This is a genomic window from Devosia sp. MC521, assembly GCF_014127105.1.
Taxonomy (GTDB): domain Bacteria; phylum Pseudomonadota; class Alphaproteobacteria; order Rhizobiales; family Devosiaceae; genus Devosia.
Map to the genome: position 1 here is coordinate 3,718,451 of NZ_CP059902.1, position 24,038 is coordinate 3,742,488.

17 protein-coding genes and 1 pseudogene are annotated in these 24,038 nt (G+C 57.9%); 11 read left to right on the plus strand and 7 right to left on the minus strand.

Translation table 11 applies throughout. The features are described from left to right. Positions 1 to 615 carry a ribonuclease H-like domain-containing protein gene (locus H4N61_RS17965; RefSeq protein WP_169194333.1) on the minus strand — a complete coding sequence of 205 codons (615 nt, stop codon included), beginning with the start codon at positions 613 to 615 and terminating at the stop codon, positions 1 to 3. 213 nt (positions 616 to 828) lie between these two features. Between H4N61_RS17965 and metK the strand changes: the two genes are divergently transcribed. The 7 genes from metK (at position 829) to H4N61_RS18000 (ending at position 9,474) form a co-directional block, all read left to right on the plus strand. After that, positions 829 to 2,085 carry a methionine adenosyltransferase gene (gene metK / locus H4N61_RS17970; RefSeq protein WP_182394618.1) on the plus strand — a complete coding sequence of 419 codons (1,257 nt, stop codon included), beginning with the start codon at positions 829 to 831 and terminating at the stop codon, positions 2,083 to 2,085. A 75-nt stretch (positions 2,086 to 2,160) separates the two neighbouring features. Then, the gene (trmB, locus tag H4N61_RS17975; RefSeq protein ID WP_169194331.1) at positions 2,161 to 2,865 is read left to right on the plus strand and encodes a tRNA (guanosine(46)-N7)-methyltransferase TrmB; all 705 of its coding nucleotides are present in this window, start codon (positions 2,161 to 2,163) and stop codon (positions 2,863 to 2,865) included. A gap of 123 nt (positions 2,866 to 2,988) precedes the next feature. Then, a complete protein-coding gene (rimP, locus tag H4N61_RS17980; RefSeq protein WP_169194330.1) occupies positions 2,989 to 3,615 on the plus strand; it encodes a ribosome maturation factor RimP in 627 nt (208 codons plus the stop codon). After that, a complete protein-coding gene (gene nusA, locus H4N61_RS17985; RefSeq protein WP_182394619.1) occupies positions 3,615 to 5,210 on the plus strand; it encodes a transcription termination factor NusA in 1,596 nt (531 codons plus the stop codon). Before rimP ends, nusA begins: the two co-directional genes overlap by 1 nt. Positions 5,211 to 5,240: 30 nt before the next feature. Further along, a complete protein-coding gene (locus H4N61_RS17990; RefSeq protein ID WP_282567605.1) occupies positions 5,241 to 5,930 on the plus strand; it encodes an RNA-binding protein in 690 nt (229 codons plus the stop codon). Positions 5,931 to 5,935: 5 nt separating this feature from the next. After that, complete coding sequence (infB, locus tag H4N61_RS17995) at positions 5,936 to 8,776, plus strand: translation initiation factor IF-2 (protein WP_169194327.1); 2,841 nt, start codon at positions 5,936 to 5,938, stop codon at positions 8,774 to 8,776. 134 nt (positions 8,777 to 8,910) lie between these two features. Next, positions 8,911 to 9,474: a DJ-1/PfpI family protein gene (locus H4N61_RS18000; protein WP_169194326.1), complete on the plus strand. Its 564-nt coding sequence runs from the start codon at positions 8,911 to 8,913 to the stop codon at positions 9,472 to 9,474. A 100-nt stretch (positions 9,475 to 9,574) separates the two neighbouring features. Here the strand turns inward: H4N61_RS18000 and H4N61_RS18005 are convergent, their stop codons facing one another. The 4 genes and pseudogenes from H4N61_RS18005 to H4N61_RS18020 all read right to left on the minus strand — a co-directional run bounded on the left by H4N61_RS18005 (position 9,575) and on the right by H4N61_RS18020 (position 15,002). Further along, positions 9,575 to 10,222 carry a L,D-transpeptidase gene (locus H4N61_RS18005; protein ID WP_169194325.1) on the minus strand — a complete coding sequence of 216 codons (648 nt, stop codon included), beginning with the start codon at positions 10,220 to 10,222 and terminating at the stop codon, positions 9,575 to 9,577. 229 nt (positions 10,223 to 10,451) lie between these two features. Further along, positions 10,452 to 12,596 carry a polyribonucleotide nucleotidyltransferase gene (gene pnp / locus H4N61_RS18010; protein WP_182394620.1) on the minus strand — a complete coding sequence of 715 codons (2,145 nt, stop codon included), beginning with the start codon at positions 12,594 to 12,596 and terminating at the stop codon, positions 10,452 to 10,454. A gap of 308 nt (positions 12,597 to 12,904) precedes the next feature. Beyond that, positions 12,905 to 13,212, minus strand: a pseudogene (gene rpsO / locus H4N61_RS18015) (30S ribosomal protein S15). A 104-nt stretch (positions 13,213 to 13,316) separates the two neighbouring features. After that, entirely contained in the window at positions 13,317 to 15,002 is a 1,686-nt protein-coding gene (locus H4N61_RS18020; protein WP_169194322.1) for a sensor histidine kinase, read from the minus strand. A 304-nt stretch (positions 15,003 to 15,306) separates the two neighbouring features. Between H4N61_RS18020 and miaB the strand changes: the two genes are divergently transcribed. The 4 genes from miaB (at position 15,307) to H4N61_RS18040 (ending at position 19,570) form a co-directional block, all read left to right on the plus strand. Beyond that, positions 15,307 to 16,701, plus strand: coding sequence for a tRNA (N6-isopentenyl adenosine(37)-C2)-methylthiotransferase MiaB (miaB, locus tag H4N61_RS18025; RefSeq protein WP_182394621.1), 1,395 nt, complete (start codon positions 15,307 to 15,309; stop codon positions 16,699 to 16,701). Between the two features lie 251 nt (positions 16,702 to 16,952). Then, complete coding sequence (locus tag H4N61_RS18030; RefSeq protein WP_248305890.1) at positions 16,953 to 17,987, plus strand: PhoH family protein; 1,035 nt, start codon at positions 16,953 to 16,955, stop codon at positions 17,985 to 17,987. After that, complete coding sequence (ybeY, locus tag H4N61_RS18035; RefSeq protein WP_282567637.1) at positions 17,978 to 18,457, plus strand: rRNA maturation RNase YbeY; 480 nt, start codon at positions 17,978 to 17,980, stop codon at positions 18,455 to 18,457. The genes H4N61_RS18030 and ybeY overlap by 10 nt, the downstream gene beginning before the upstream one ends. A gap of 186 nt (positions 18,458 to 18,643) precedes the next feature. Beyond that, positions 18,644 to 19,570 (plus strand): hemolysin family protein, encoded by a 927-nt coding sequence (locus H4N61_RS18040; protein ID WP_182394622.1) that lies wholly within the window; start codon positions 18,644 to 18,646, stop codon positions 19,568 to 19,570. Between the two features lie 254 nt (positions 19,571 to 19,824). On the opposite strand, the gene H4N61_RS18045 is transcribed toward H4N61_RS18040, so the two are convergent. Further along, complete coding sequence (locus H4N61_RS18045; protein WP_182394623.1) at positions 19,825 to 22,740, minus strand: FAD-binding and (Fe-S)-binding domain-containing protein; 2,916 nt, start codon at positions 22,738 to 22,740, stop codon at positions 19,825 to 19,827. Positions 22,741 to 22,799: 59 nt separating this feature from the next. Beyond that, the gene (locus tag H4N61_RS18050; protein WP_169194317.1) at positions 22,800 to 23,732 is read right to left on the minus strand and encodes a LysR family transcriptional regulator; all 933 of its coding nucleotides are present in this window, start codon (positions 23,730 to 23,732) and stop codon (positions 22,800 to 22,802) included. Positions 23,733 to 24,038: the final 306 nt, after the last annotated feature.

The window sequence follows — 24,038 nt, forward strand, 5'->3', positions numbered from 1 at the left end:
TTAGCTATGAGCAAAAATGTCGGTTTCTTCCCAACCCAGGAGATCGAGCTCGCAGCGGGTCTTGAGGAAGTCAAAGCATTGCTGCGCCAATTCGGTGCGGCCTTCACGGGCTAGCATTCGGTCTAGGTGGCGCTTGAGGTCGTGCAGGTGCAGAACGTCAGAAGCTGCATATTCAAGCTGCGCGTCGGTCAGCTTGGTATTGCCCCAGTCCGAGCTTTGCTGCTGCTTGCTCATGTCGACACCGAGCAATTCACGCGAAAGATCCTTCAGACCGTGGCGGTCAGTATAGGTGCGCACGAGCTTAGAGGCGATCTTGGTACAGTAAATCGGACCTGTGACCACGCCAAACCGGTTTTTCAGCACTGCGACGTCAAAGCGCGCATAGTGGAAAATCTTGGTCACATTGGCGTCGCCAAGCAGCTTGACGAGGTTCGGTGCCTCGGTTGCGTCTTGCGGGATTTGCACCACGTCAGCGCTGCCATCGCCCGGCGAAAGCTGCACCACGCAAAGGCGGTCGCGACTGGGGTTGAGCCCCATTGTTTCAGTGTCGATCGCAACTTCGCGGCCGTAGTTGTTCAGATTTGGCAGGTCGCCGCGGTGTACTCGGATGGCCATGAATGATGTCCAGCAATTCAATTTCACCTGTCTTGGCACAGACCTGTGTCGATGGAAAGGCGAAGCGGACAATTGCGAGATGAAATGCGCTGCATTGGGATATAACCATATCAAGATTTCTTTATATCCTCCTTGACCCGCCCCTTCGCCAGTGTCACAAAACGCTCAATATGTGTGCGCCCTCGGGCGTCTGGAACTTTAGGGGACTTTAGCGTGGCACGCTCGTCTTACCTCTTCACCTCCGAATCCGTTTCTGAAGGTCACCCCGATAAGGTCTGTGACCGCATCTCGGACGAGATTGTGGATCTGGTGTTCAAGGAAGCTAAAAAGACCGGCATGGATCCGGCGCAGGTGCGCATCGCGTGTGAAACGCTCGCGACCACCAATCGCGTCGTCATTGCTGGCGAAGTGCGCGTTCCCGATTCGCTTTTGAAGAAGGACAAGCAGGGCAATATCGTTCACGATGCTGCCGGTGCGCCGATGGTGAACCCGTCCAAGTTCAAATCTGCTGCCCGCAAGGCGATCCGCGCCATTGGCTATGAGCAGGACGGCTTCCATTGGAAGACCTGCCGTATCGATGTGCTGCTGCATGGTCAGTCCGCTGACATTGCGCAGGGCGTGGACGAAAGCGGCAATAAGGATGTTGGCGCTGGCGATCAGGGCATCATGTTCGGCTATGCCGCGCGCGAAACCCCTGAATTGCTACCGGCGCCGATCTATTACGCCCACAAGATTCTTGAGACCCTAACCGAAGCGCGCAAGTCCGGCACCGGTCCTGCTGCGGTTCTGGGGCCAGATGCCAAGAGCCAGGTGACTGTCCGTTACGAGAACGGCCAGCCTGTTGGTGTGACGCAGATCGTCCTTTCGACCCAGCATCTGGATGAAACGCTCTCCTCCGCTGACGTCCGTAAGATCGTCGAGCCATATATTCGCGAAGCCCTGCCCGAAGGCTGGATTTCGGCGGACACGGTTTGGCACGTCAACCCAACGGGCAAGTTCGTCGTTGGCGGTCCAGATGGCGACGCGGGCCTGACCGGTCGCAAGATCATTGTCGACACTTATGGTGGTGCAGCGCCTCACGGCGGTGGCGCGTTTTCTGGCAAGGATCCGACCAAGGTCGATCGCTCGGCCGCTTATGCTGCGCGCTATCTCGCCAAGAACGTGGTTGCAGCCGGACTTGCCGACCGCGCAACTATTCAGCTCTCTTACGCCATTGGCGTTGCCAAGCCGCTCTCGATCTATGTCGATCTGCATGGCACCGGAAAAGTCGATGAATCCAAGCTCGAAGCCGCTCTGGCTGAGGTGATGGATCTGACCCCGCGGGGCATTCGCACCCATCTCGATCTCAATAAGCCCATCTATGCGCGCACCTCTGCTTACGGCCATTTTGGTCGTAAGGCCGGCCGCGATGGCTCTTTCTCTTGGGAAAAAACCGATCTGGTGAAGGCTCTCAAGGCCGCAGTCGCCTGATCTTTACGCGCACAACCTTGACCAAGTGCCTCTTTTGCACCAAGCGAAGGGGCCCTTCATTTATTCTAGATGACCATGACCGAACACGAGCTACCCAAAACCCGCACCGGCGAGCCGCGCGCTTTCTTTGGTCGCCGTTCTGGCAAGAAATTGCATGGTGGGCAGCTTGAGCTGGTCGATGATCTGCTGCCGCAGGTTGAGATCAAACTCCAAGAGCAATTTGATCCGCGCTCGATCTATCCCGATGCCAAGCGCATTGTGGTCGAGATCGGCTATGGTGGTGGCGAACATCTGGCGCGCAAGGCCGCCGAAGAGCCAGAAACCGGCTTTATTGGCTGCGAAGTTTTTACCGGCGGTATCGGTAAGATGGTTCAGGCCATTGCTGCTGCTGAGCTGCAAAACATACGCCTCTTCACCGATGACGCGCTCAAGTTTTTGATGAGCCTGCCCGACGCCTCCGTCGATGCGATTTATCTGCTCTATCCCGATCCGTGGCCGAAGAGCCGTCACCACAAGCGCCGCTTTGTGTCGCCGACCACCTTGGCGCAGCTCTCCCGCGTCATTCGTCCGGGGGGCAATTTCTTCTTTGCCTCAGACATTGAAGATTATGCCGATTGGACGCAGGCGCATCTGGTGCGCTGCCCCGAGTTCCGCTTTGAAACCAGCGCGCCCGGTGATTGGCACATTCCTTATGCGGGTTGGAAGCCGACTCGCTATGAACAGAAGGCGCGTCGCGAAGGTCGGATGATTTCTTGGTATTTCACCTATACCCGCGTGTGATGAGAAGGCTCTCGCTTGGCTTGCCATTGGCGGGTTGAGGGTCTATATAGAGACCAACATCGTTGCTCTCTTCTGAGAGTGGGTGCCGGAAGGCCCCCGCTCTTTTTGTTATCTTGGGATCCAATGGCTTTCGATCTGACCGAAAAGCGCTACATTAAAGAGACCGGGCTTGAAGCTCGCATCTCGCGCATCGTTGAGCCGGTGGCTAATGGCCTCGGCTACTCGCTGGTTCGTGTGAAAATCACGCAGGAAAACGGCTGCACCCTTCAGATTATGGCTGAAGATGCCAATGGCCGCTTCAACATTACCGATTGTGAAAATCTGTCCAAGGACCTGTCTCCGGTTCTCGACGTAGAAGATCCAATCGAACGCGAATATCATCTGGAAGTGTCCTCGCCGGGCATCGACCGGGCCCTCGTTCGTAAGCGCGATTATGAGCGCTTCCTTGGCCATGAAGCCAAGATCGAGCTGATGGACATGGTCAATGGCCGCAAGCGCTTCCGTGGCGACATCACTGCGGTGGATGCGGATGGCGTGACCATCACTCTGCCAGATGCGCCGGGCGGTACTGATCCAAATCACAAGCTTGCCTTCTCAACCATTGGGGAAGCCAAGCTGGTCATGACCGACAAGCTCATGGATATGGCTCGCGCTGAGCAAGAGCTGCATCCAATCGACGACGACGAAACCGAAACGGTTGAATACGCCGACGCCGATAATGACGACGATATGTCTGAGGAGTCCAAATAATGGCTGTTAGTGCGAATCGCCTTGAGCTGTTGCAGATCGCCGACGCTGTAGCGCGTGAAAAGTCGATCGACCGTATGGTCGTCATCGAAGCCATGCAGGACGCCATGGAAAAGGCGGCCAAGGGCCGTTATGGCGCTGAAACCGAAATCAAGGTTGAGATCAACCCACGCTCGGGCGAAACCCGTATGTGGCGTCTGCTCGAGATCGTTGAGTTCGTTGAAGAACCAGCGCGCCAGGTTGACCTCAAGTTTGCCAAAACCAAGTCGCCTGAAGCGCGCATCGGTGACTTCCTCACCGAGCCGCTGCCGCCAATGGAATTTGGCCGTATCGCCGCTCAGTCGGCTAAGCAGGTTATTGTTCAGAAGGTCCGCGACGCTGAGCGCGATCGTATGTTCGAAGAATTCCAGGGTCGTATTGGCGAAATCGTCAACGGTTCGGTTAAGCGCGTTGAATATGGCAATGTGATCGTCGACCTCGGTCGTGGCGAAGCCATCATTCGTCGTGACGAACTGATCCCGCGCGAAATGTTCCGCTACGGCGATCGCGTCCGCGCTTATGTTTATGACGTGCGTCGTGAACAGCGTGGTCCGCAGATTTTCCTCTCGCGCACCCATCCGCAGTTCATGGCCAAGCTCTTCATGCAAGAAGTGCCGGAAATCTATGATGGCGTGATCACCATTCGCTCCATCGCTCGTGACCCAGGTTCGCGCGCGAAGATCGCCGTTACCTCGAACGACAGCTCGATCGATCCGGTCGGCGCTTGCGTTGGTATGCGTGGCTCGCGTGTTCAGGCTGTTGTGGCCGAACTGCAGGGCGAAAAGATCGACATTATTCCGTGGACCGACGGCATCGCCGATCTCGTCGTTTCCGCGCTTCAGCCTGCTGATGTTGCCAAGGTTGTTCTCGATGAACAGGCCGAGCGCATCGAAGTTGTGGTTCCTGATGAGCAGCTCTCGCTCGCCATCGGTCGCCGTGGTCAGAACGTGCGTCTGGCCAGCCAGCTCATTGGTTGGGATATCGACATCCTGACGGAGCAGGAAGAAAGCGAACGTCGCCAGAAGGAATTCACTGAACGCTCGACCCTGTTCATGCAGGCGCTGGACGTTGACGAAATGGTTGCCCAGCTTCTGGCTTCGGAAGGCTTCTCTTCGGTTGAAGAACTGGCCTATATCGAGCCGGGCGAAATCGCCACCATTGAAGGTTTCGATGAAGAAACCGCTGGTGAAATTCAGGCCCGTGCTGCTGACTTCCTCGCTGAAATCGATCGCAAGTTCGATGAAGAGCGTAAGGAACTTGGCGTCGAAGACGAGCTATACGAAATTGCTGGCCTGAACGCTGCCATGTTGGTGGCTCTGGGCAAGGAAGACATTAAGACGGTCGAAGACTTCGCTGGTTGTGCAGCGGATGATCTTATCGGCTGGACCGAACGCAAGGATGGCGAAACGAAGCGCTTCGAAGGTACTTTCAAGGACTTCCCGGTTTCTCGCGAAGAAGCCGAAGACATGATTATGCAGGCTCGTATCCGTGCTGGTTGGATCAGTGCAGACGAAATTCCTGCAGACGAAGACGATCAGTCTGTGGAGGAGGCGGTCTAACGACCGCCCTCCTCTTGGGAGCACCTGGCAGTGGCCCGGCGCGTAGAAACAACTAGAACTTGTGCCTTGACCCGCGAGGAATTGCCGGTCGAGGCGCTGGTGCGTTTCGTGGTTGGCCCCGATGAGGTGCTAGTCCCCGATGTCGAGGCACGCGCTGAAGGGCGCGGGGTCTGGATCTCGCTCAATCACGAAGCTGTGTCAGAAGCTGTCCGGAAAAAGGCGTTTGCACGGAGCCTAAAGGCCCCTGTAACCGTTCCGGATGATCTGGCACAACTCACCAGACTGCGTCTTGAGCAGCGCTATCTTTCGGCACTGGGCATGGCGAAAAAGGCCGGTCAATTTGTGACCGGAGCGACTAAAGTCAAAGGCGTTCTTGACAATGGAACGGCCTTGGCGCTCATCACCGCGACTGACGCGGCGCCCGATGGGCGGAACAAGATGACAGGGTCCTTGCGGGCTCTCAATTATGCGCGGCGCGACGAGGGCATCTCTGGCCCAGATGTGCCGCACTTCGAATTGCTCTCAAGTGATCAAATGGGTTTGGCACTTGGGTTGGAAAATGTGATACATGCTGCCCTGACGACAGGGGCAGCTGCGCAATCGGCGCTTGCAAAGGCGAGACGTCTCGCCATTTACAACGCCCAACCGACGCAAGAAGACACCGGCAGTGCATCTGCCATTGGTGAGCTTTTGCCCGCGGACCAGGACGAAAGACGATAGGAAGTATGGCTGATAACGACGACAAGCGTTCCGACGACACCGGCGCCAAAAAGACTCTGACCCTCAAGGGCGGCGCCGGGCTGGGCAATCGCCCCGGCGGGATGTCGCGCGCGCCCACGCGCTCGACCGTAGTCGTGGAAAAGCGCACTCGCGTGGTTCCCAAGCCCGCCGGACAGACCGGCACGGGTAGCGGCGGTGGCCGTCCCCAGGGTTCGGGCCGACCACAGGGTGGCCGCCCCCAGCAGCAGAACCGCGCACCGCTAGGCCTTTCGGCTGCGGAAGCAGAAGCACGCCGTAAGGCGCTTGCTCTGGCTGGCGCGCGTCAGGCTGAAGATAGTGAGCGTTTTGCAGCAGAAGAAGCGCGCCGTATCGAAGATGACAACCGTCGTCGTCAGATCCGCGAAGAAGCTGCACGCCAGGAAGAAGAACGCCGTCAGGCTGACGAAGCTCGTCGCGCTGAAGAAGCTGCATCCGTAGCTGCTGCAGAACGTCCGGTCGTCGAAGAAAAGCCAGCCCGCGAAGACTTCGTTCCAGCGAGCCAGCGCAATCCAGGCCCACGCGACGTTCGCGTCGTTGCTGGTCGTCCGGGTCAGTCCGCGCGTCCTACACGCAACGAACGTCCAGAAGGTGGTGCTCGTCCAACCGGCGACAACCGCCGTCCAGAAGGCACAGGCACCCGTCCTGCCGGTGGCAACACCCGTCCAGCTGGTACGAACACCCGCCCAACAGGTGCGAACACCCGTCCTGCCGGCACCGGTGCTCGTCCAACGAGCGCGCGTCCGTCCCCAGGCATGGCCCCAATCGGTAACGTCCCACCAGCGCCGCCAAGCGAAGCTGATGGTCGTCGTACCCGCGCTGGTGCGCCTCAGGCTCGTCCGACCACTGAAGCAGAACTCGAGAACGCACGTCGCGCCTCGCGCGCTCAGCCAGAACGTCCAACCCGTAAGGCGGACAATGGCGCCTCGCGTGGCCGTCTGACTGTTTCGACTGCAACCACCGAAAGCGATCGTGATCGTGGCCCGTCTTTGGCCGCTATGAAGCGTCGTCGCGACAAGAAGATGGGCCGCAACCAGCAGGATGCGCCAAAGCTTCAGCGTGAAGTGGTTATTCCAGAAGTCATCACGGTTGCAGAACTTGCAAACCGTATGGCCGAACGTTCGGTCACCGTGATCAAGATGCTCATGCAGCAGGGTCAGATGGTCAAGATCACCGACGTGATCGACGCCGACACTGCAGAACTGATCGCAACTGAACTCGGCCACACCGTTAAGCGCGTTTCGGACGCCGACGTTGAAGAAGGCCTGTTCGACATCGCTTCGGACGACAAGGCAGAAGATCTGACCGATCGTGCGCCGGTTGTGACCATCATGGGTCACGTCGACCACGGTAAGACTTCACTTCTCGATGCGATCCGCAATGCCAATGTTGTGTCTGGTGAAGCCGGTGGCATCACCCAGCACATCGGTGCGTATCAGGTTGAACGGAACGGTGCGAAAATCACCTTCCTCGACACCCCAGGCCACGAAGCGTTCACCGCTATGCGTGCTCGTGGTGCTCAGGCAACCGACATCGCCATCCTCGTGGTTGCAGCAGACGACTCCGTCATGCCGCAGACCATCGAATCCATCAAGCACGCCAAGGCGGCTGGTGTTCCGATCATCGTTGCGATCACCAAGATGGATAAGCCTTCGGCTGATCCGCAGAAGGTTCGCACCGAACTCTTGCAGCACGAAGTCTTCGTCGAAACCATGGGCGGCGACGTCCTCGACGTAGAACTCTCGGCCAAGACTGGTCTGGGCCTCGACAAGCTCCTCGAAACCATCCTCCTGCAGGCTGAAGTTCTCGAGCTCAAGGTTGCTCGTGATGGCCGTGCTGAAGGCCAGGTTATCGAAGCCAAGCTCGATCGCGGTCGCGGTCCAGTGGCTACGGTTCTCGTGCAGCGTGGCACGCTCAAGGTTGGCGACATTGTTGTTGCTGGCACCGAGTTCGCCCGTGTTCGCGCCCTGATTAACGACAAGGGTGAGCAGGTTAAGGAAGCCGGTCCTTCGGTTCCAGTTGAAGTCCTCGGCTTCAATGGCGTTCCGTCCGCTGGCGATCGCTTCTCGGTTGTTGAAACCGATGCGCGTGCTCGTGAAGTCACCGAATACCGTCAGCGCGCAATCCGCGAAAAGACAGCCGGTGGTGGTGCAACCAGCCTCGAGCAGATGATGAATCAGCTCAAGGCGAACGGCATCTCCAAGTTCCCGCTGATCATCAAGGGCGACGTGCAGGGTTCGGTCGAAGCGATCGTTGCTTCGCTCAACAAGCTCTCGACCGACGAAGTTTCGGCTCAGATCATCTACTCGGGCGTTGGTGGTATCACCGAGTCCGACGTGACCCTGGCTCAGGCTTCGAACGCGATTGTCATGGGCTTTAACGTCCGTGCCAATAAGCAGGCGAACGAACTCGCCAACCGCGACGCGATCGAAATCCGCTACTACAACATCATTTACAACCTCATCGAGGATGTGAAGGGTGCGATGAGCGGCCTCCTGGCTCCAGAACGTCGCGAAACCTTCATCGGCTACGCTTCGATCAAGGAAGTGTTCCAGATCACCAAGGTCGGCAAGGTTGCTGGCTGTCAGGTCACCGAAGGCTTCATCGAACGTGGTGCTGGCGTCCGTCTGCTGCGCGACAACGTGGTTATCCACGAAGGCAAGCTCAAGACCCTCAAGCGCTTCAAGGACGAAGTCAAGGAAGTGCAAGTCGGTCAGGAATGCGGTATGGCCTTCGAAAACTACGAAGACATTCGTGCCAACGACGTTATCGAATGCTTCCGCGTCGAAACCGTCCAGCGTTCGCTCTAAGCGCGTTGAAAACAAATTGAGAAAAGGGCGTGGCTTCGGTCACGCCCTTTTTTTATGGGTGGAGAAAAGGGTTTACTACTGACATTCCCTGTCACTGTTCTGGCATCAAGCTACTGAATAATCAGGAGAAATCAATGCACCCCATCACCATCATCCTCACCGAAGGTTTTTCGGATTGGGAGATTGCGCTCATCAGTGGGGCAGGGCGTCTCTTTTTCGCGGCAGACATCCGCTTTGTATCGCCAAATGGTGGCAATCTGACCTCGGCGGGCGGAATGCTTGTCGCCGATACCGGCAAGCTCGACGTTTGCTCCGAGGGCGTTTTGGTCGTCTGCGGCGGGACAATTTGGGATGCGCCTGATGCGCCTGACATCTCCCCAGTTCTGCTGGCCAGCAAAGCGGCGGGCGCCACCATTGCCGCCATTTGTGGCGGTACGCTCCCTGCGGCCCGTGCAGGCTTGCTGAACGCTATCCCACACACCTCCAATGGCGACGGCTATCTCGCGGCTCTGGTGCCGGCCTATGCCGGTGCGCAGCACTATATCGCCCAGACCAAGGCTATCGCTGCTGATGGTGTCATCACCGCAGCTGGAACGGCACCCGTGAGCTTTGCCGCTGAAGTCTTTGCGGCGGCCGGCTTGCCGCCAGAAGCCGTTGCGCAGTTCTTGGCCATGCTGGGCGCCGAACATCACGCCTAACGCATAAAAAAAAGCCCGCTTCGGGAGGCGAAGCGGGCCCTATTTTTGCCGGCGACAGTGACTACGGTAAGGGCGCCACCAGCAAATCTACATAGGACGGTTAGTTGACAACCGTCACACGCGCACCGACCGGCACGCGCGAATACAAGTCGATAATGTCTTGGTTCATCAGGCGGATACAGCCCGAAGAGACATTGGTACCAATGGTATAGGGCTCGGTCGTCCCGTGAATACGGAACAGCGTGTCCGCCCCATTGCGATAGAGATAAAGCGCACGCGGTCCAAGCGGATTGGTCGGGCCCGGAGGCATGCCACCGGCGTATGGACCATAACGATCAGGTTCACGACGGATCATGGATTGAGTGGGTGTCCAACGGGGCCAAGCAGCCTTGCGGCCGATCGTGGCATTGCCGCGGAACACCAAGGCTTCGTCCTTGCCGACGCCGATGCCGTAACGCAGGGCGCGGTTGTTTTCCATGACGAGGTAGAGGTAATGCGCTGGCGTGTCGATAACGATCGTGCCCGGACGCTCGGAGGTGAAATACTCCACTTCCTGGCGCCACCACTTGGGGTCGACGCGACGCAGGTCCATGGCTTCCACCGGATGTGGCTCGTCATAGAGAGGGCCGTACATGCGGACATAATAGGGGTCGAAAGTGGGCTCAACCACCTTAGGCTGACGTGTTGTTGTACACGCTGTCAGCGCAGTGGCGGAAATCCCGATCAGGAACAGACGGCGAGAAAGCAACTCGGAACCTCAATCAAAACGGGGGGTGTTGAGAATGTGGCGAGGGATCCCGCCTTCGACACTACCCATACCTTTGCTTACCTTAACATGGCACCAATGCGGCGGTTCCGTGTCGCAAAAATCCCAATCCTGCAAATGTTGCTCAAAAAGCACATGCGTACTGAGGCTAAAAGAAAAAGGCCAGCAGAGCCGGCCTTCTTCAAATTGGTGATGGAAAATTTAGCTGAAATTATTCAGCCGAATCATCCTTGGCAGCGGCCACGATTTCCTGACCTGTTGCCTGATCGACAACCTTCATGGAGAGGCGAACCTTACCGCGTTCGTCAAAGCCCAGAAGCTTGACCCAAACCTTGTCGCCTTCCTTGACCACATCGGTGGTCTTGGCAACGCGCTGGTCGGCCAGCTGGGAGATGTGCACGAGGCCATCCTTGGCGCCGAAGAAGTTCACGAATGCACCAAAGTCAGCGGTCTTAACGACAGTACCCTGGTAGATTGCGTTCACTTCTGGCTCGTCGGTGATCGAGCGGATCCACTTGATCGCAGCGTCGATCTGCGAACCTTCCGAAGACGAAACCTTTACGGTGCCGTCGTCTTCGATGTTGATCTTCGCGCCGGTCTTTTCCACGATTTCGCGGATAACCTTGCCACCGGTGCCGATCACTTCACGGATCTTGTCGGTTGGGATCTTGAGGGTTTCAATGCGCGGAGCAAATTCACCGACTTCACCACGGCTCTGGCTCAGGGCCTTGCCCATTTCGCCCAGAATGTGGACGCGGCCGTCCTTAGCCTGCGCCAGAGCGGTCTTCATGATCTCTTCGGTGATACCGGCGATCTTGATGTCCATCTGCAGCGAGGTGATGCCTTCTTCGGTCCCTGCGACCTTGAAGTCCATGTCGCCGAGGTGATCTTCGTCACCCAGAATGTCCGAAAGAACGGCGTACTTGTCGCCTTCCAGGATCAGCCCCATGGCGATACCGGCCACTGGACGCTTCATTGGAACGCCAGCGTCCATCAGTGCGAGCGAGGTGCCGCAAACGGTTGCCATCGAGGACGAGCCGTTCGATTCGGTGATCTCGGACACGATACGGATGGTGTATGGGAATTCTTCCAGCGATGGGCGGATCGGGTTGATCGCGCGCCAAGCCAGCTTGCCGTGACCGATTTCGCGACGGCCTGGGGAACCCATACGACCAGCTTCACCTACCGAATATGGAGGGAAGTTGTAGTGCAGGAGGAAGTTTTCCTTGCGGGTGCCTTCGAGGCTGTCGATGAACTGTTCGTCATCGGCAGTACCGAGGGTCGCAACAACCAGCGCCTGAGTTTCACCGCGGGTGAACACAGCCGAACCGTGGGTGCGTGGCAGGATACCAACTTCAGAAACGATCGAGCGAACGGTCTTGGTGTCACGGCCGTCGATACGGCTGCCGGTGTCCAGAATGTTCCAGCGAACGATCTTGGCCTGCAGGTTGTGAACGACTTCGCCGAGCGCTTCCTTGGACACTTCGCCAGCTTCGATCTTGGCAGCAAAAGCTTCCTTGACCTTGGTGTTGGCAGCGGCAACCGCAGCGTAGCGTGCAGCCTTTTCAGTGATCTGGTAAGCAGCGCGCAGGTCAGCTTCAGCAATCGTCAGGACTTCAGCTTCGAGAGCCGAGAAGTCTGGCGGAGTGAATTCGCGTGGTTCCTTGGCAGCAAGTTCAGCCAGCTTGATGATCGCTTCGATCACCTGAGCCGATGCCTTGTGACCGAACATCACTGCGCCGAGCATGATTTCTTCCGAAAGCTCCTGAGCTTCCGATTCAACCATCAGAACGGCGTCCTGCGTGCCAGCCATGACGAGGTCAAGCTTGCTGTCAGCACGACGATCAACTGGCAGGTTCAGAACGTATTCGCCATCGACATAACCAACGCGCGCAGCGCCGATTGGGCCCATGAACGGAACGCCGGAGATGGTCAGAGCAGCAGAAGCTGCGACCATGGCGAGCACGTCTGGGTTGTTTTCCATGTCGTGCTGGAGAACGGTGATGACGACCTGAGTTTCGAACTTGTAGCCATCTGGGAACAGTGGGCGGATCGGACGGTCGATGAGGCGCGAAACCAAAGTTTCGTTCTCGCTCGGACGGCCTTCACGCTTGAAGTAACCGCCTGGGATTTTGCCCGCGGCGAAGTACTTTTCCTGGTAGTTGACGGTCAGAGGGAAGAAGTCCTGGCCGGGCTTTGCGGTCTTAGCGCTTACCACGGTCGCGAGAACAACGGTTTCGCCCAGCGAGGCAATGACTGCACCGTCAGCCTGGCGAGCCATCTTACCGGTCTCGAGCGTAAGCGGCTGGCCGCCCCAGTTCAGCTCGACCTTGTGGTGGTCAAAATTGATCGACATGACTTGTCTTTCTGTTTTGCGGCAGAGCGGGAACGCGCGTGAGGCCTTCACGAGCGAACTCTACCGATGTGCCCGCACTGATGATGCACCCCATGTGCATGTCAGCTCAAAATCAGGCACTGGTTCTGTTGGCGGGTCAGAACATGGACAAGACAACGAGCAACTCCTCAGCGGAAGTGGCTGGTAATCCTGCCATGCTCCGGCATCGCCGGCCTAAAAGCACTTTCCGCCATATTGCGGGAGTTTGCTCTAAACTGCCCCGGAAAAGGGCAACCGGCGCGAGAGTTGCCTCACGCGCCGGAAGTTTTTTAGCGACGCAGGCCGAGCTTTTCGATCAGCGACTGGTAGCGCGCGCCGTCAACCTTCTTGAGGTAGTCGAGCAGGCTACGACGGGTCGAAACGAGCTTGAGAAGACCACGACGGGAGTGGTTGTCCTTCTTGTGGCCCTTGAAGTGTTCGGTGAGGTTCGCAATGCGTTCAGACAGAATCGCAACCTGCACTTCCGGCGAACCGGTGTCGTTTGCAGTGGTTGCGTATTCCTTGATGAGTTCTGCCTTGCGTTCTGCAGTAATCGACATCAGCTGTTCCTTTTCAGTTAGGAAAGTGGACGCCCCAACCAGGATGTCGTCCAGGTAGGGCCATGAAGGCAGGCCGTCTTGTCATGCAACAAGCCGCCAGCTGGGCGGACCTATAGGGCAAATAGGCCCAAAACACCAGAATTTATTGGGCTGCCAGCTGCTCCTCGGGTCGCGCCGCCGCAAAGGACGGGTCGAGTGCGGTGAGGGGGACGTGAAATTGCCACTCAACCCCATCGGGATGCGCGATTCTTTCCACTTTTGCCCCTAGGGCTCCACCCACCATGGTGCGCAACACAATCGTGCCAAAGCCAGATCGGTCGGTCATCACCAGTTCCGAGCGCAGATACTCACGCCAGCGGATAAACAGCATGGAGTCTTTAATATCCCAGCTGAGCTTTAGTCGCCCACTTGGCTCATAAAACGCGCCATAGCGCGTGGCATTGGTCGACAGCTCATGCAGCGCCATGCCCAAAATCTGTGCTCCTTGCGGGTTGATGCGCACCTCAGGTCCGTCAATGGTCACCCGGTCTGCATCGGGTGGCAGGAAAGGCCCCAATTGCTGGTCGACCAGTTCACTTAACATCACCCCAGCCCGACCATTGGCCAAGAGCAGGTCGGTCGAGCGCGCCAGACCCAAAATGCGTTTCTCAAGGGTCTGCACATAGGTGGGCAGATCGGTAGAACCCCGCGCCGTTTGCTTGGCCATAGCGGCGATAACGGCCATTTGGTTCTTTGAGCGATGTGCCAACTCCCGCATCAGGAAACGAATGTCGCGCTCGGCGGTTTGCCGTTGCTCAGAGGCGACGGCCAGCGTTTTTGACACCTCGGCAATTTCGGCAACCGGATAAGAGCGCGGATAGACCGTTTCGCCATGCCCAAGGCGTCTCGCGTCAACGCTGAGCCCCTTGACCGAATGACGAATACGGCCAGCGATCAAAAAGGCGACCCCAGTCGAGGTCGCGGCAATGACAAGCGCCCAAATGGCCAATTGTTGCAGCGAGTCGGCCAGTGGCTTTTGCACATTGGCAGCGGACGCCCAAGCGACGATACGCCAGCCCGTGAGAGGCGAGCGCCAGAGCACACTCACCACATCTTCGCCGTCATAGACCTCGCGTGAAAACCGCTCGTCGGGCAAATTGGATTGGTCTTGGCGCAGTGGCAGCGTCTCTGCGACCTCAAGTCCCGCGTCCAAAGTTGACGCCATCACCGCGTTGTTGAGATCAATGAGGGCCGCGTGCCAGCCCTCGGGCAATTGGCGTGATTGCAGTGCTGGCGCAAGATCATCTGAATTTTGCGCCAGTCCCAAAAGCGCAACGCTTTCAGTCGTCTGGACCGGGAGCCACACACTGAACACATGTCGCCGCGAGGCGGCGCCCATGAAGAGGTTGGATATCGCGGGGCGCCCAGTTTCGAGCGCCAAGGCCGCCGTCACCGGGTCGGCGGTTTTCGGCAGCTTGGTGCCAAAGGGCATGCGCGTGTTCAAAATCTGGTTGAACTCGTCATCCGTGGCCAGCAGATAGGTGCTCGTTCCCTGCAGCGCTTGGGTGGCGCGGGCGTGGAAGTTGATCAGGTCTTCGTCCTGCATGGCCTGTGTAGCGGCTAGAACGCGCAAAGTGGTCGCCATGCCAGCAACTTCACGGTCCACCGAATAGCCCATGGCCTGCACAGTGGCATTGATCAGTGTGTTGACGACGGCTTGTTGGGTGTCGTTGCCGCGATTGATCAGCACGACCGAGACAGCAAAGGCGGGAATGAGGATCACCAGCACCAGTGCATAGAGATAGGTGGCGATCGAGTGACCGCGATGGAATTTACCGAGCTTGGGCACTTTGTGTACCCCGGCGATTGCCATCCGATTATAGCCCCTGCATCAACTTAGTGTACGACGATCCGAACGCCTGCGCGCCAGCCTTGTTCCAAAACCACGCTTCGGATTACTCGCCTAACGCTATTGTCGTCGACCCATCGGCTAACCAACACCGTATATATACGCCGGAAATCAAACGATTAGTGCGAAGTGCAGACTGTGCCTGCTTGCAATAATCAGTACTTCTCTAACCGAGATAACCCGCAACTCGGCGTTCGGTTGCAGAGGCATGGCATGAATTGTTTGGCTCTGCTAAAGAGCCACCATGACCCAGACTATGATCCCGAGCGCACCCAAGCGGGTGTTCATCAAGACTTATGGCTGTCAGATGAATGTCTATGACAGCGACCGCATGGCCGACGCCTTGGCGCCGCACGGTTATACGCCGACGCAAGAGCTTGCTGAGGCCGATCTGGTCCTGCTCAACACTTGTCACATCCGCGAAAAAGCCTCGGAAAAGGTCTTCTCCGAACTGGGTCGCCTGCGTGAATTGCAGGATGAAAAGCGCGCCGCTGGCAGCGATATGATGATCGGTGTTGCCGGTTGCGTGGCGCAGGCCGAGGGCGAAGAAATTGCCCGCCGCGCGCCCGTGGTCGATCTGGTTTTTGGTCCGCAGGCTTACCACCGCCTGCCTGAAATGCTCTCGCAGGTCGAATCGCGCAAGCATCTGCACCCCTCGCTCAAGCGCGCCGTTATCGACACTGACTTCCCCGAAGAAGATAAGTTCGCTCATCTTCCTGCTGCCAAAAAAGAAGTGATGGTTGCGCGCGGCCTCACCGCTTTCCTTACTGTGCAGGAAGGCTGCGATAAGTTCTGCTCCTTCTGCGTTGTGCCCTATACGCGTGGCGCTGAAGTGTCCCGTCCGGTCTCCCAGGTGCTCGACGAAGCCCGTCGTCTGGTCGACGCCGGCGTCAAGGAAATCACCCTGCTGGGCCAGAACGTTAACGCCTACCACGGCACCGATGCCGCCGGGCGCGATGTCGGCCTTGGCGCGCTGGTTTATCTCCTCGCCGAAATTTCTGGCCTTGAGCGCCTGCGCTACACAACCAGCCATCCCCGCGACATGGACGATGCGCTGATCAATGCGCACCGTGATCTGCCGCTTCTCATGCCTTACTTGCACCTGCCGGTTCAGTCCGGTTCGGATCGCATTTTGAAGGCCATGAACCGCAAGCACACGCGCGCTGAATATCTCGCGCTCATCGAGCGCATCAAAACCGCGCGTCCAGACATGGCCATGTCCGGCGACTTTATCGTCGGCTTCCCCGGCGAAACCGATCAGGATTTCGAGGACACTCTCGATATCATCCGCCAGACCAATTACGCCTCGGCCTATTCGTTCAAATACTCGACCCGTCCCGGCACGCCGGGCGCAAATCTGGGCGATCAAATCTCCGAAGAGGTCAAAACCGAGCGCCTCCATCGCCTGCAAGAGCTGGTCAATCAGCAGACCACGGACTTCCACGCCTCCATGATCGGCAAAACTCTGCCGGTTCTTATCGAGCGCGTTGGTCGTCAGGCCGGTCAGATTGGCGGTCGCTCGCCTTACCTGCAAGCGGTTCACCTCGATGGCAGCCCAGATCTCATCGGCAATATCCATCAGGTCGAGATCATTGGCACCATGACCAATTCGCTTGTCGGGCGTTTGGCCCAAAGCTAGTCGTCTAATCTCTCCCCGCTAGCGGGGGGCTCATACCTCTCCCCGGGGGGAGAGGTCGGCCATCGGCCGGTTGAGAGGGGCTTAGGCGCGCCGCGCAAACGCAAGTCTCGCCAAATGTCAGCCCTTGCTTTGAGATAAAACTGTCACCAAATACTTGAAGACAGCGAACGCAAATTCACCTAGCGTCGTTATGTGTTGGCGACGCAGCCCGCGGCGCCTCCTTTGGGAGCCGAGAAAGTTTGAGCAGGCATTTGTCACCATCAGCAGATAACGCCCTCGCATCACAACTCGAACTCGCCTTTGACGATAATCGCCTTGCTTCACAGCTCTATGGTGATTTCGACCAAAACCTCGCCCTCGTTGAACAACGTCTTGCCGTCACGGCCACGCCGCGCGGCAATCATGTGTTGCTCAAGGGCGCAGCGTCCAAGGTTGATCAGGCGCGTCGCGTGTTGGAATCTCTTTACGCCGGTCTTGAAGAAGGTCGCCGCGCCGATATTGGCGATGTCGATGCGGTCATTCGCATGATCGAGACCGAAGACAGCCAGCTCACGCTGCCGTCCTTGGAAAAGAAGGGCAAGGTGCGCATGGCCCAGATTGCCACGCGCAAATCCACCATCGTTGCCCGAACCCCTGCCCAAGACGCCTATATGCGCGCCATGGAGCGCAGCGAATTGGTTTTTGGTGTCGGCCCTGCCGGTACCGGTAAAACCTATCTCGCCGTCGCCCATGCTGCCTCGCTTCTTGAGCGCGGCGACATCAATCGTATCATCCTCTCGCGCCCGGCGGTGGAAGCGGGCGAACGCCTCGGCTTCTTGCCCGGCGATATGAAGGATAAGGTCGATCCGTATCTGCGCCCGCTCTACGACGCGCTGCACGATATGATGAAGCCTGAAAATGTCGAGCGCTGCATTGCCTCGGGCATTATTGAAGTCGCGCCGCTCGCCTTCATGCGCGGTCGCACGCTCTCCAATGCCGTCGTCATTCTCGACGAAGCGCAAAACACCACATCGATGCAGATGAAGATGTTCCTCACCCGTTTGGGTGAGAACTCTAAGATGATCGTCACTGGCGATCCGACACAGGTCGATCTACCGCGTGGTGAAAAATCGGGCCTCGTGGAAGCAGTTCACCTCCTCGACGGTGTGGAAGGCGTTCACATTTCCCGCTTTGGTGACAAGGATGTGGTTCGCCACGCGCTTGTCGGCCGCATCGTCCGGGCCTATGAGGCTGATACTGCGCGCCGTCTGGCCAAGCAGAATGCTGCCGAAGGACAATCGAACTGACTACTCTGCCTCTTGAAGTGGCCATCATCCGCAACGCGGATGGTTGGCCAGACCATTTTGACGAACTCGCTGAAAAGGCGGTGTTTGCGGCCCTCGCTGGCGCCAAAGCGCGCCTCAAAGGGCCTGCCGAAATATCTGTTGTTTTCACCGATGATGAAGAACAACGAGAATTAAACGCCGAGTGGCGTGGCAAAGACTCCTCGACAAATGTTCTCAGTTTTCCGCAAATCGAGCCTTTTGGGCCTGTCTTCGGTATTTTGGGTGACATTACGCTGGCGCGAGAAACTCTTGAGCTAGAAGCAAAAGATCTGGGCAAGAGCCTCGAAGATCATTTCACCCACCTAATGGTGCATGGATTTCTGCATATTTTGGGGTATGATCACATCGAGGAAGAGGAAGCTCTTCAAATGGAAGGGTTGGAAACCCAGATATTGGCCGGGCTCGGTATTGCCGATCCTTACGCCGATTAAAGGTGATGCAACCCATTTTTGGATGGGCCATTTCGTCCGAAGGTAACAGAAGCCGCATATGCGGCAGGCATGATGAACGACAGCGACAGTAAAAACGCCTCGCGGGTGGCAGATAACCCTGAACCTCCTTCTAGTACCGCCTCCGCTTCACGGGGGCCTAACTTGTGGAGCCGCCTTAAGGGCCTTATGCCCCTGAAGTCGGTCTCGCTGCGCGACGACTTACAAGTCGCGTTAGAGGAGCCGAGAACCGCCGACGCTGGCGATTTCTCGGATAGTGAGCGCGTCATTCTTCAGAACGTGCTCAAGCTTTCTAAAGTCTCCGTGGACGACGTCATGGTCGAACGCTCGGATATCCATGCGGTATCGGGCGATATCAACCTGGGCACGCTCTTGGCTAAGTTCCGCCAAGTGGGTCACTCCCGTCTGCCGGTCTACGAAGAAGGCTTGGACGATATTAAGGGCTTCATCCATATCAAGGACGCTCTGGCCAAAATCACCGAGCCAGTGAGCGATCCGGAAAAAGATGTCCCGGTTAAGCTTTTGTCGGCAGCGCTCAAAACGCGCATCGACAAGCTCGGCATTATGCGCTCGGCCATGTTTGTGCCGACCTTTATGCCGGCAGCCGATCTCTTGCAGTCCATGCGCGCCAGCCGCACCCACATGGCCATCGTGGTCGATGAATACGGCGGCACCGATGGTCTGGTGACCATTGAAGATCTGCTCGAAGCCGTCGTTGGCGAGATCGAAGACGAACACGACGTTGCCGAGGCCGCTTTGATTCGTCGCGTCGGTGATGATCTCTTCATCGCCAACGCACGTGCCGAATTGGAAGATGTGCGTAAGCTCATTGGTCCCGATTTCGACCCCGTCGAATATGCCGAAGCGGTGGACACCATTGGTGGCCTCGTTTTCGATATTGCCGGTCACGTTCCCAAGCGTGGCGAACGCGTGTCGGGTAATGGTCCGCTCGAAGGCTTTGAGTTTGAAATTCTGGCGGCCGACAGCCGTCGTATCAAACGCCTACGCATTCGCCGCAAGCGCGCCGATGATGAGCCAGAACCTCTGGCCATCACCGACCAGCGCCCCGCCGAAGAAAAAATGGCAGCGGAATAGTTTTAAGGCAGCCCCCGGGCTGCCTTTTCTTTTGGTTCTGTACCGAGGGCTCTTTACCTCTCCCTTTGGGGGAGAGGTCGGCGCGAAATGCAGGGTGAGGGGCCCTATGCCCCTTGCCGTATTCCAACCTCACCCACCAGCCCAATCCCTCTCCCGCTCGCGGGGGAGGTTAGGTGGGTGCCATTCCCCAAAAACAAAAAAGGGGCAGCTAAGCCGCCCCCTTTCAAAACCCCAAAATCCAAAAGCCAAAAGCCTTATCGCGTCGCCCATTCCAATAAGCTCGCGAGCCCCACAAACGGCACGCCCGCCCGCTCGGAAAGCCCCGAAGCACAGGTGGACACTGTCGACACGCCGACGGTGCAATTGGCGGGCACATCGTTCTTCACCCGACGGGTTGCGTGTTCATTCAATTCAGGAATGAACAGCCCCTTGTCGCCCGCATACCCACAGCAGGTGATCGAGCTGAGCACCGCCAGCTTTTCCGAACACGCCTGCGCCACCGCTTCCGTCGCCGGTTGCTCTGCCAAGCGCTGTGCCGAGCAATTGTGGTGCACAGCCACCACGGGCAGACGCTGGGTGATGGTCAGGCGGGGCAAGACATGACTGAGCAAATACTGCGCGCTATCCGCGACCGCGGCCTCGCCCGGAAACTCCTTGAGATGCTTGGCGCAGGTTGATGCGTCCGTGACCACATTGAGCGCGCCGCCATGCGATAGGCGCGACAGCTCATCGTTGAGGGCGCCCCCCACACGTTTTGCCTCCTCAGGGAAACCCTTGGATTGGAACGGCTGACCACAGCATTGGCCGGTGAGCTTTTCGGGGATGATCACCTCATAGCCCGCCCGTTCGAGGAGGACCACCATGGCGTCCTGCGTCGACAGAAAACCTTCGTCCGTCTTTGGCGCGCCGAACATGCGGCTCGGGCAAGCGGGGAAATAGACAATCTTTTCCCGCGCTGGCTGCGAGATCGGTACGGGGAAGCCCGTTGTGCGCGGGTCTTGACGATTGTCGCGTGCCTTTGGTGTTCCGGTGCCGTGGTGCAACGCCCGCGAGACGCGTGGAATGCGGTTCCCGGTCAGCTTGCGTGCCGTATCTGTCAGTGCTTCCACAGCGCCACCGGGGATGATCGTCCTGGCCCCATCGGCCACGGCCAGACCAATTCGCATTCCCGTTTCAATCGTCGCGAGGTTTCCAGCGACAAGTTTGGCAATCGAATGCCCGGTGTCGCCGCGGCGTCGGGCCCTTTCGCCCATCACCATGGTGCCGGTCTCAATCCCAACCGGGCAGCGTAGCGCACATAGATTGCACGCCGCGCAAGTGTCGAGCCCGGCATATTGGAAATCGGCTTCAAACTTTTCCAACCGTGCCGGATCTTCGCCCGAAGCTCGCATGCGGGCGCGTTCGCGCGTCACGGCAATGCGTTGACGAGGCGTCAGCGTCATATGATGGCTGGGGCAGGCGGGTTCACAGAAGCCGCATTCAATGCACATGTCCACGAGGCCATCGGCCTGCGGCATGAGCTTGAGATGGCGCACATGCGCCTTGGGGTCGGCGTTCAAAATCACGCCCGGATTGAGTATGGTTTCGGGATCAAAGATCGCCTTGATCTCTTCCATCAAGCCATAGGCTTTTTTGCCCCACGCAATTTCAACGAATGGCGCAATCGCCCGGCCCGTGCCGTGCTCGGCCTTGAGCGAGCCATTGTAGCGCACCGAGACGAGGTCCGAGAGCGCTTGGTTGAAGAGGTCGAACTTTTCCGCGGCGCCCGGCTTGGCAAAGTCGTCGCCCATCAAAAAGTGCAAATTCCCCGCCAGCGCATGGCCAAAGATGATCGCGTCTTCATAGCCATGCTCATCGAGCATCGCGCGCACATCGGTCACAAAATCGGCGAGCATTTCAATCGGCGCGGCAATGTCTTCGGTCATCAGGGTGGTGCCCTGCGGACGCGTTGCCCCGGCGGTGGTGAAAAAGCCTTTGCGGATATCCCAGAACGCGTGGCTCAAATGCTCGTCGGTCGAGAAGTTGAGATGGGTCGCCCCGTGTCGCGCCAGCAAGTCCTCTGTCTTTTGCACCTCGGCAATCAGCGTTGCTTCGTCAGGCGCAGTCACGTCGATCAAAACCGCAGGTGAGTGCGCGGTCAGCCAAGGCAAAATGCTCGCCATGGCGGGCACATGCTCAACCGTCGCCAGCGCCCGGCGCTCGATATATTCGGCGGCATTGACGCCGACCGTCAGTTGCACCCCGCCATTGGCCATTTCGATAATGGCCCGCCCTGCCGATTGCGCGTCAGGGAAGGGGATCATCCCCGTCGATTTATACGGGTGCTCCGGCACGGTGTTGTAGGTCACTTCCGAGACAAAGCCGAGCGTGCCTTCAGAGCCCACCATAAGATGGATCAAAATGTCGAGCGGGTCGTGATAGTCGACCAGCGCATTGAGCGAATAGCCGACCGTGTTCTTGATCCGATATTTTTCCCGGATCAGCGCCACAAGCTCGGCGTCTTCCATCACCACATGATGCAGCTGGTGAATTTTCTCGAGCATAGACGCGTGGGTCTTGCGGAAGGCGGCGCAGCTCTCTGCATCGCCGGAGTCCAGCATGGTCCCGTCGGTCAGCACAATGCGCAGCCGGTCCATGGTGTAATAGGTGTTCTGCGCCACCCCGCAGCACATGCCTGAAGAATTATTGCTCACCACGCCGCCGATCTTGGCGGTGGCCTGGCTCGCCGGATCAGGCCCGATCTTTTTGTTAAAGGGCTTTAGCGCTTTGTTGGCTTCCGCCACGATCACCGCTGGCCCGAGCGTGATTTTCTCCGCGCCGGGGTGAATGGAGAGTTTTCGCCACCCGTCGCCCAAAACCGCCAGCACACCATCGGTGATGGCCTGGCCGGAGAGCGATGTTCCCGCCGCGCGGAAGGTCACGGGCAGGCCTTCAGCCCGCGCCGCTTTGTAGACCGCGCGCACATCATCTTCCGAATTGACGAAAACCACGACAGCCGGGATCAGGCGATAGCTGCTCGCGTCCCCGCTCCAAGCGTAGGTCATCAACGGGTCGGTGAAAATATTGCCCCGCACCTCGGATTTGAGACGCTGAGCCACCCGCTCGCCGGCGGCAAGGCGCTCGGGCGTGGGGGCTTGGGGTTGGGTGGAGTAGTTTGGGGCCTGGTACATAATTATAGCGCTAACATGTCAGAAGCACCCTGTGGAGGGTTTTCAATATTACCTTTGGTTTACGCCTCGCCGGTCCATGCGGGAAGTACGGCGTGGCACGCTTTGGTGATGCGTTCTATGAGTTCTTCTATGCGCTCTTCGCCGCGTCTCTCCCGCAGCACATAAATGCCGCTGATCGCGCGTCGCGGCTCGTCCGCCTGGTCCACCTCAAATAGCCCTTTGGCTTTGAGATCGTCGCACAGCACATTGGTGTGCAGCAATACGGCATCGGTCGCCAAGGCGTAGTCAATGCAGGCCGCCAGTGAGTTCGATCGAAACGCAAACCGGGCGCGATCAAAGATCGTCTCCACCCGCGTGCGCCGCAGTGTTGGGTCGAGAAATCGCTCGTGCCGGCTTTCGGCAATGGCGGTCGTGACCAGAGCGAATTGATCGATCTCGCTGGCCGATCGTGCCTGTCCCAAAAGCGGATGCCCTTCATGGGCGAAGAAGGCGTTGTAAACCTTGGCGAGGGGAATGAAATCTGTGCCCACTGATGGGCTCAACCCATCGATTTCATGGGCCAGAAACATCGAAATATCGCCTGAAAGCATTTGGTCGAGCAGCCGCAGCTGATTGCCTAAGCTCACCTGCACGGGCGATCGCGGAAACTCTTTTTCATAGTCGAGCACCATGTCGCGTAAAAACAGGGACCACCACGAATAGCCCGACCCGATCGACACCCCGCGCTGCACGCCCCGTTGCTGATCGCTGATCACCTTGAGAGTATTATCGTAGATGCGGCTCATCATCCGCGCGTTTTCATAAAGCGTTTCCCCGTAGCGGGTGAGCCTTACCCCGCGTGAGCTCCGCTCAAACAGCGCCGCGCCGATAGTCTCTTCAAGCTTGCGCATGTTGAAGGTCAATGTCGGTTGTGTAATCAGCAGGTTTTGTGCCGCTCCAGACAGTGAACCGGCATCCGCAACTGCCATGAATTGGGTGAGTAGCTTATCCATCGCCTCCTCCGGCTATAGACTGTTTCTATAATACGCAGGAAATTTCGTAGTTTTCCTAGCGATTTTTTTGGGTCACTGTCTCCTTAATCTGACGCGGTCGAAGAGCCGCGCATGAGGGAGAGGAATTTCACCAATTCGTTCACATGGCCTGTCTGTGGAATTTCGCGCCTAGCGCGATTCTTCCATACAAGAGATTGCCCGGCCGGATTTGGACGTGTAACGTTCGTAAATAGCTGGCAAGGCGCACAAAGCTTGCCCGATTATACCTCGGGCGGTGGCGAGCAAGGCAGAAACGGAAATGGGTTC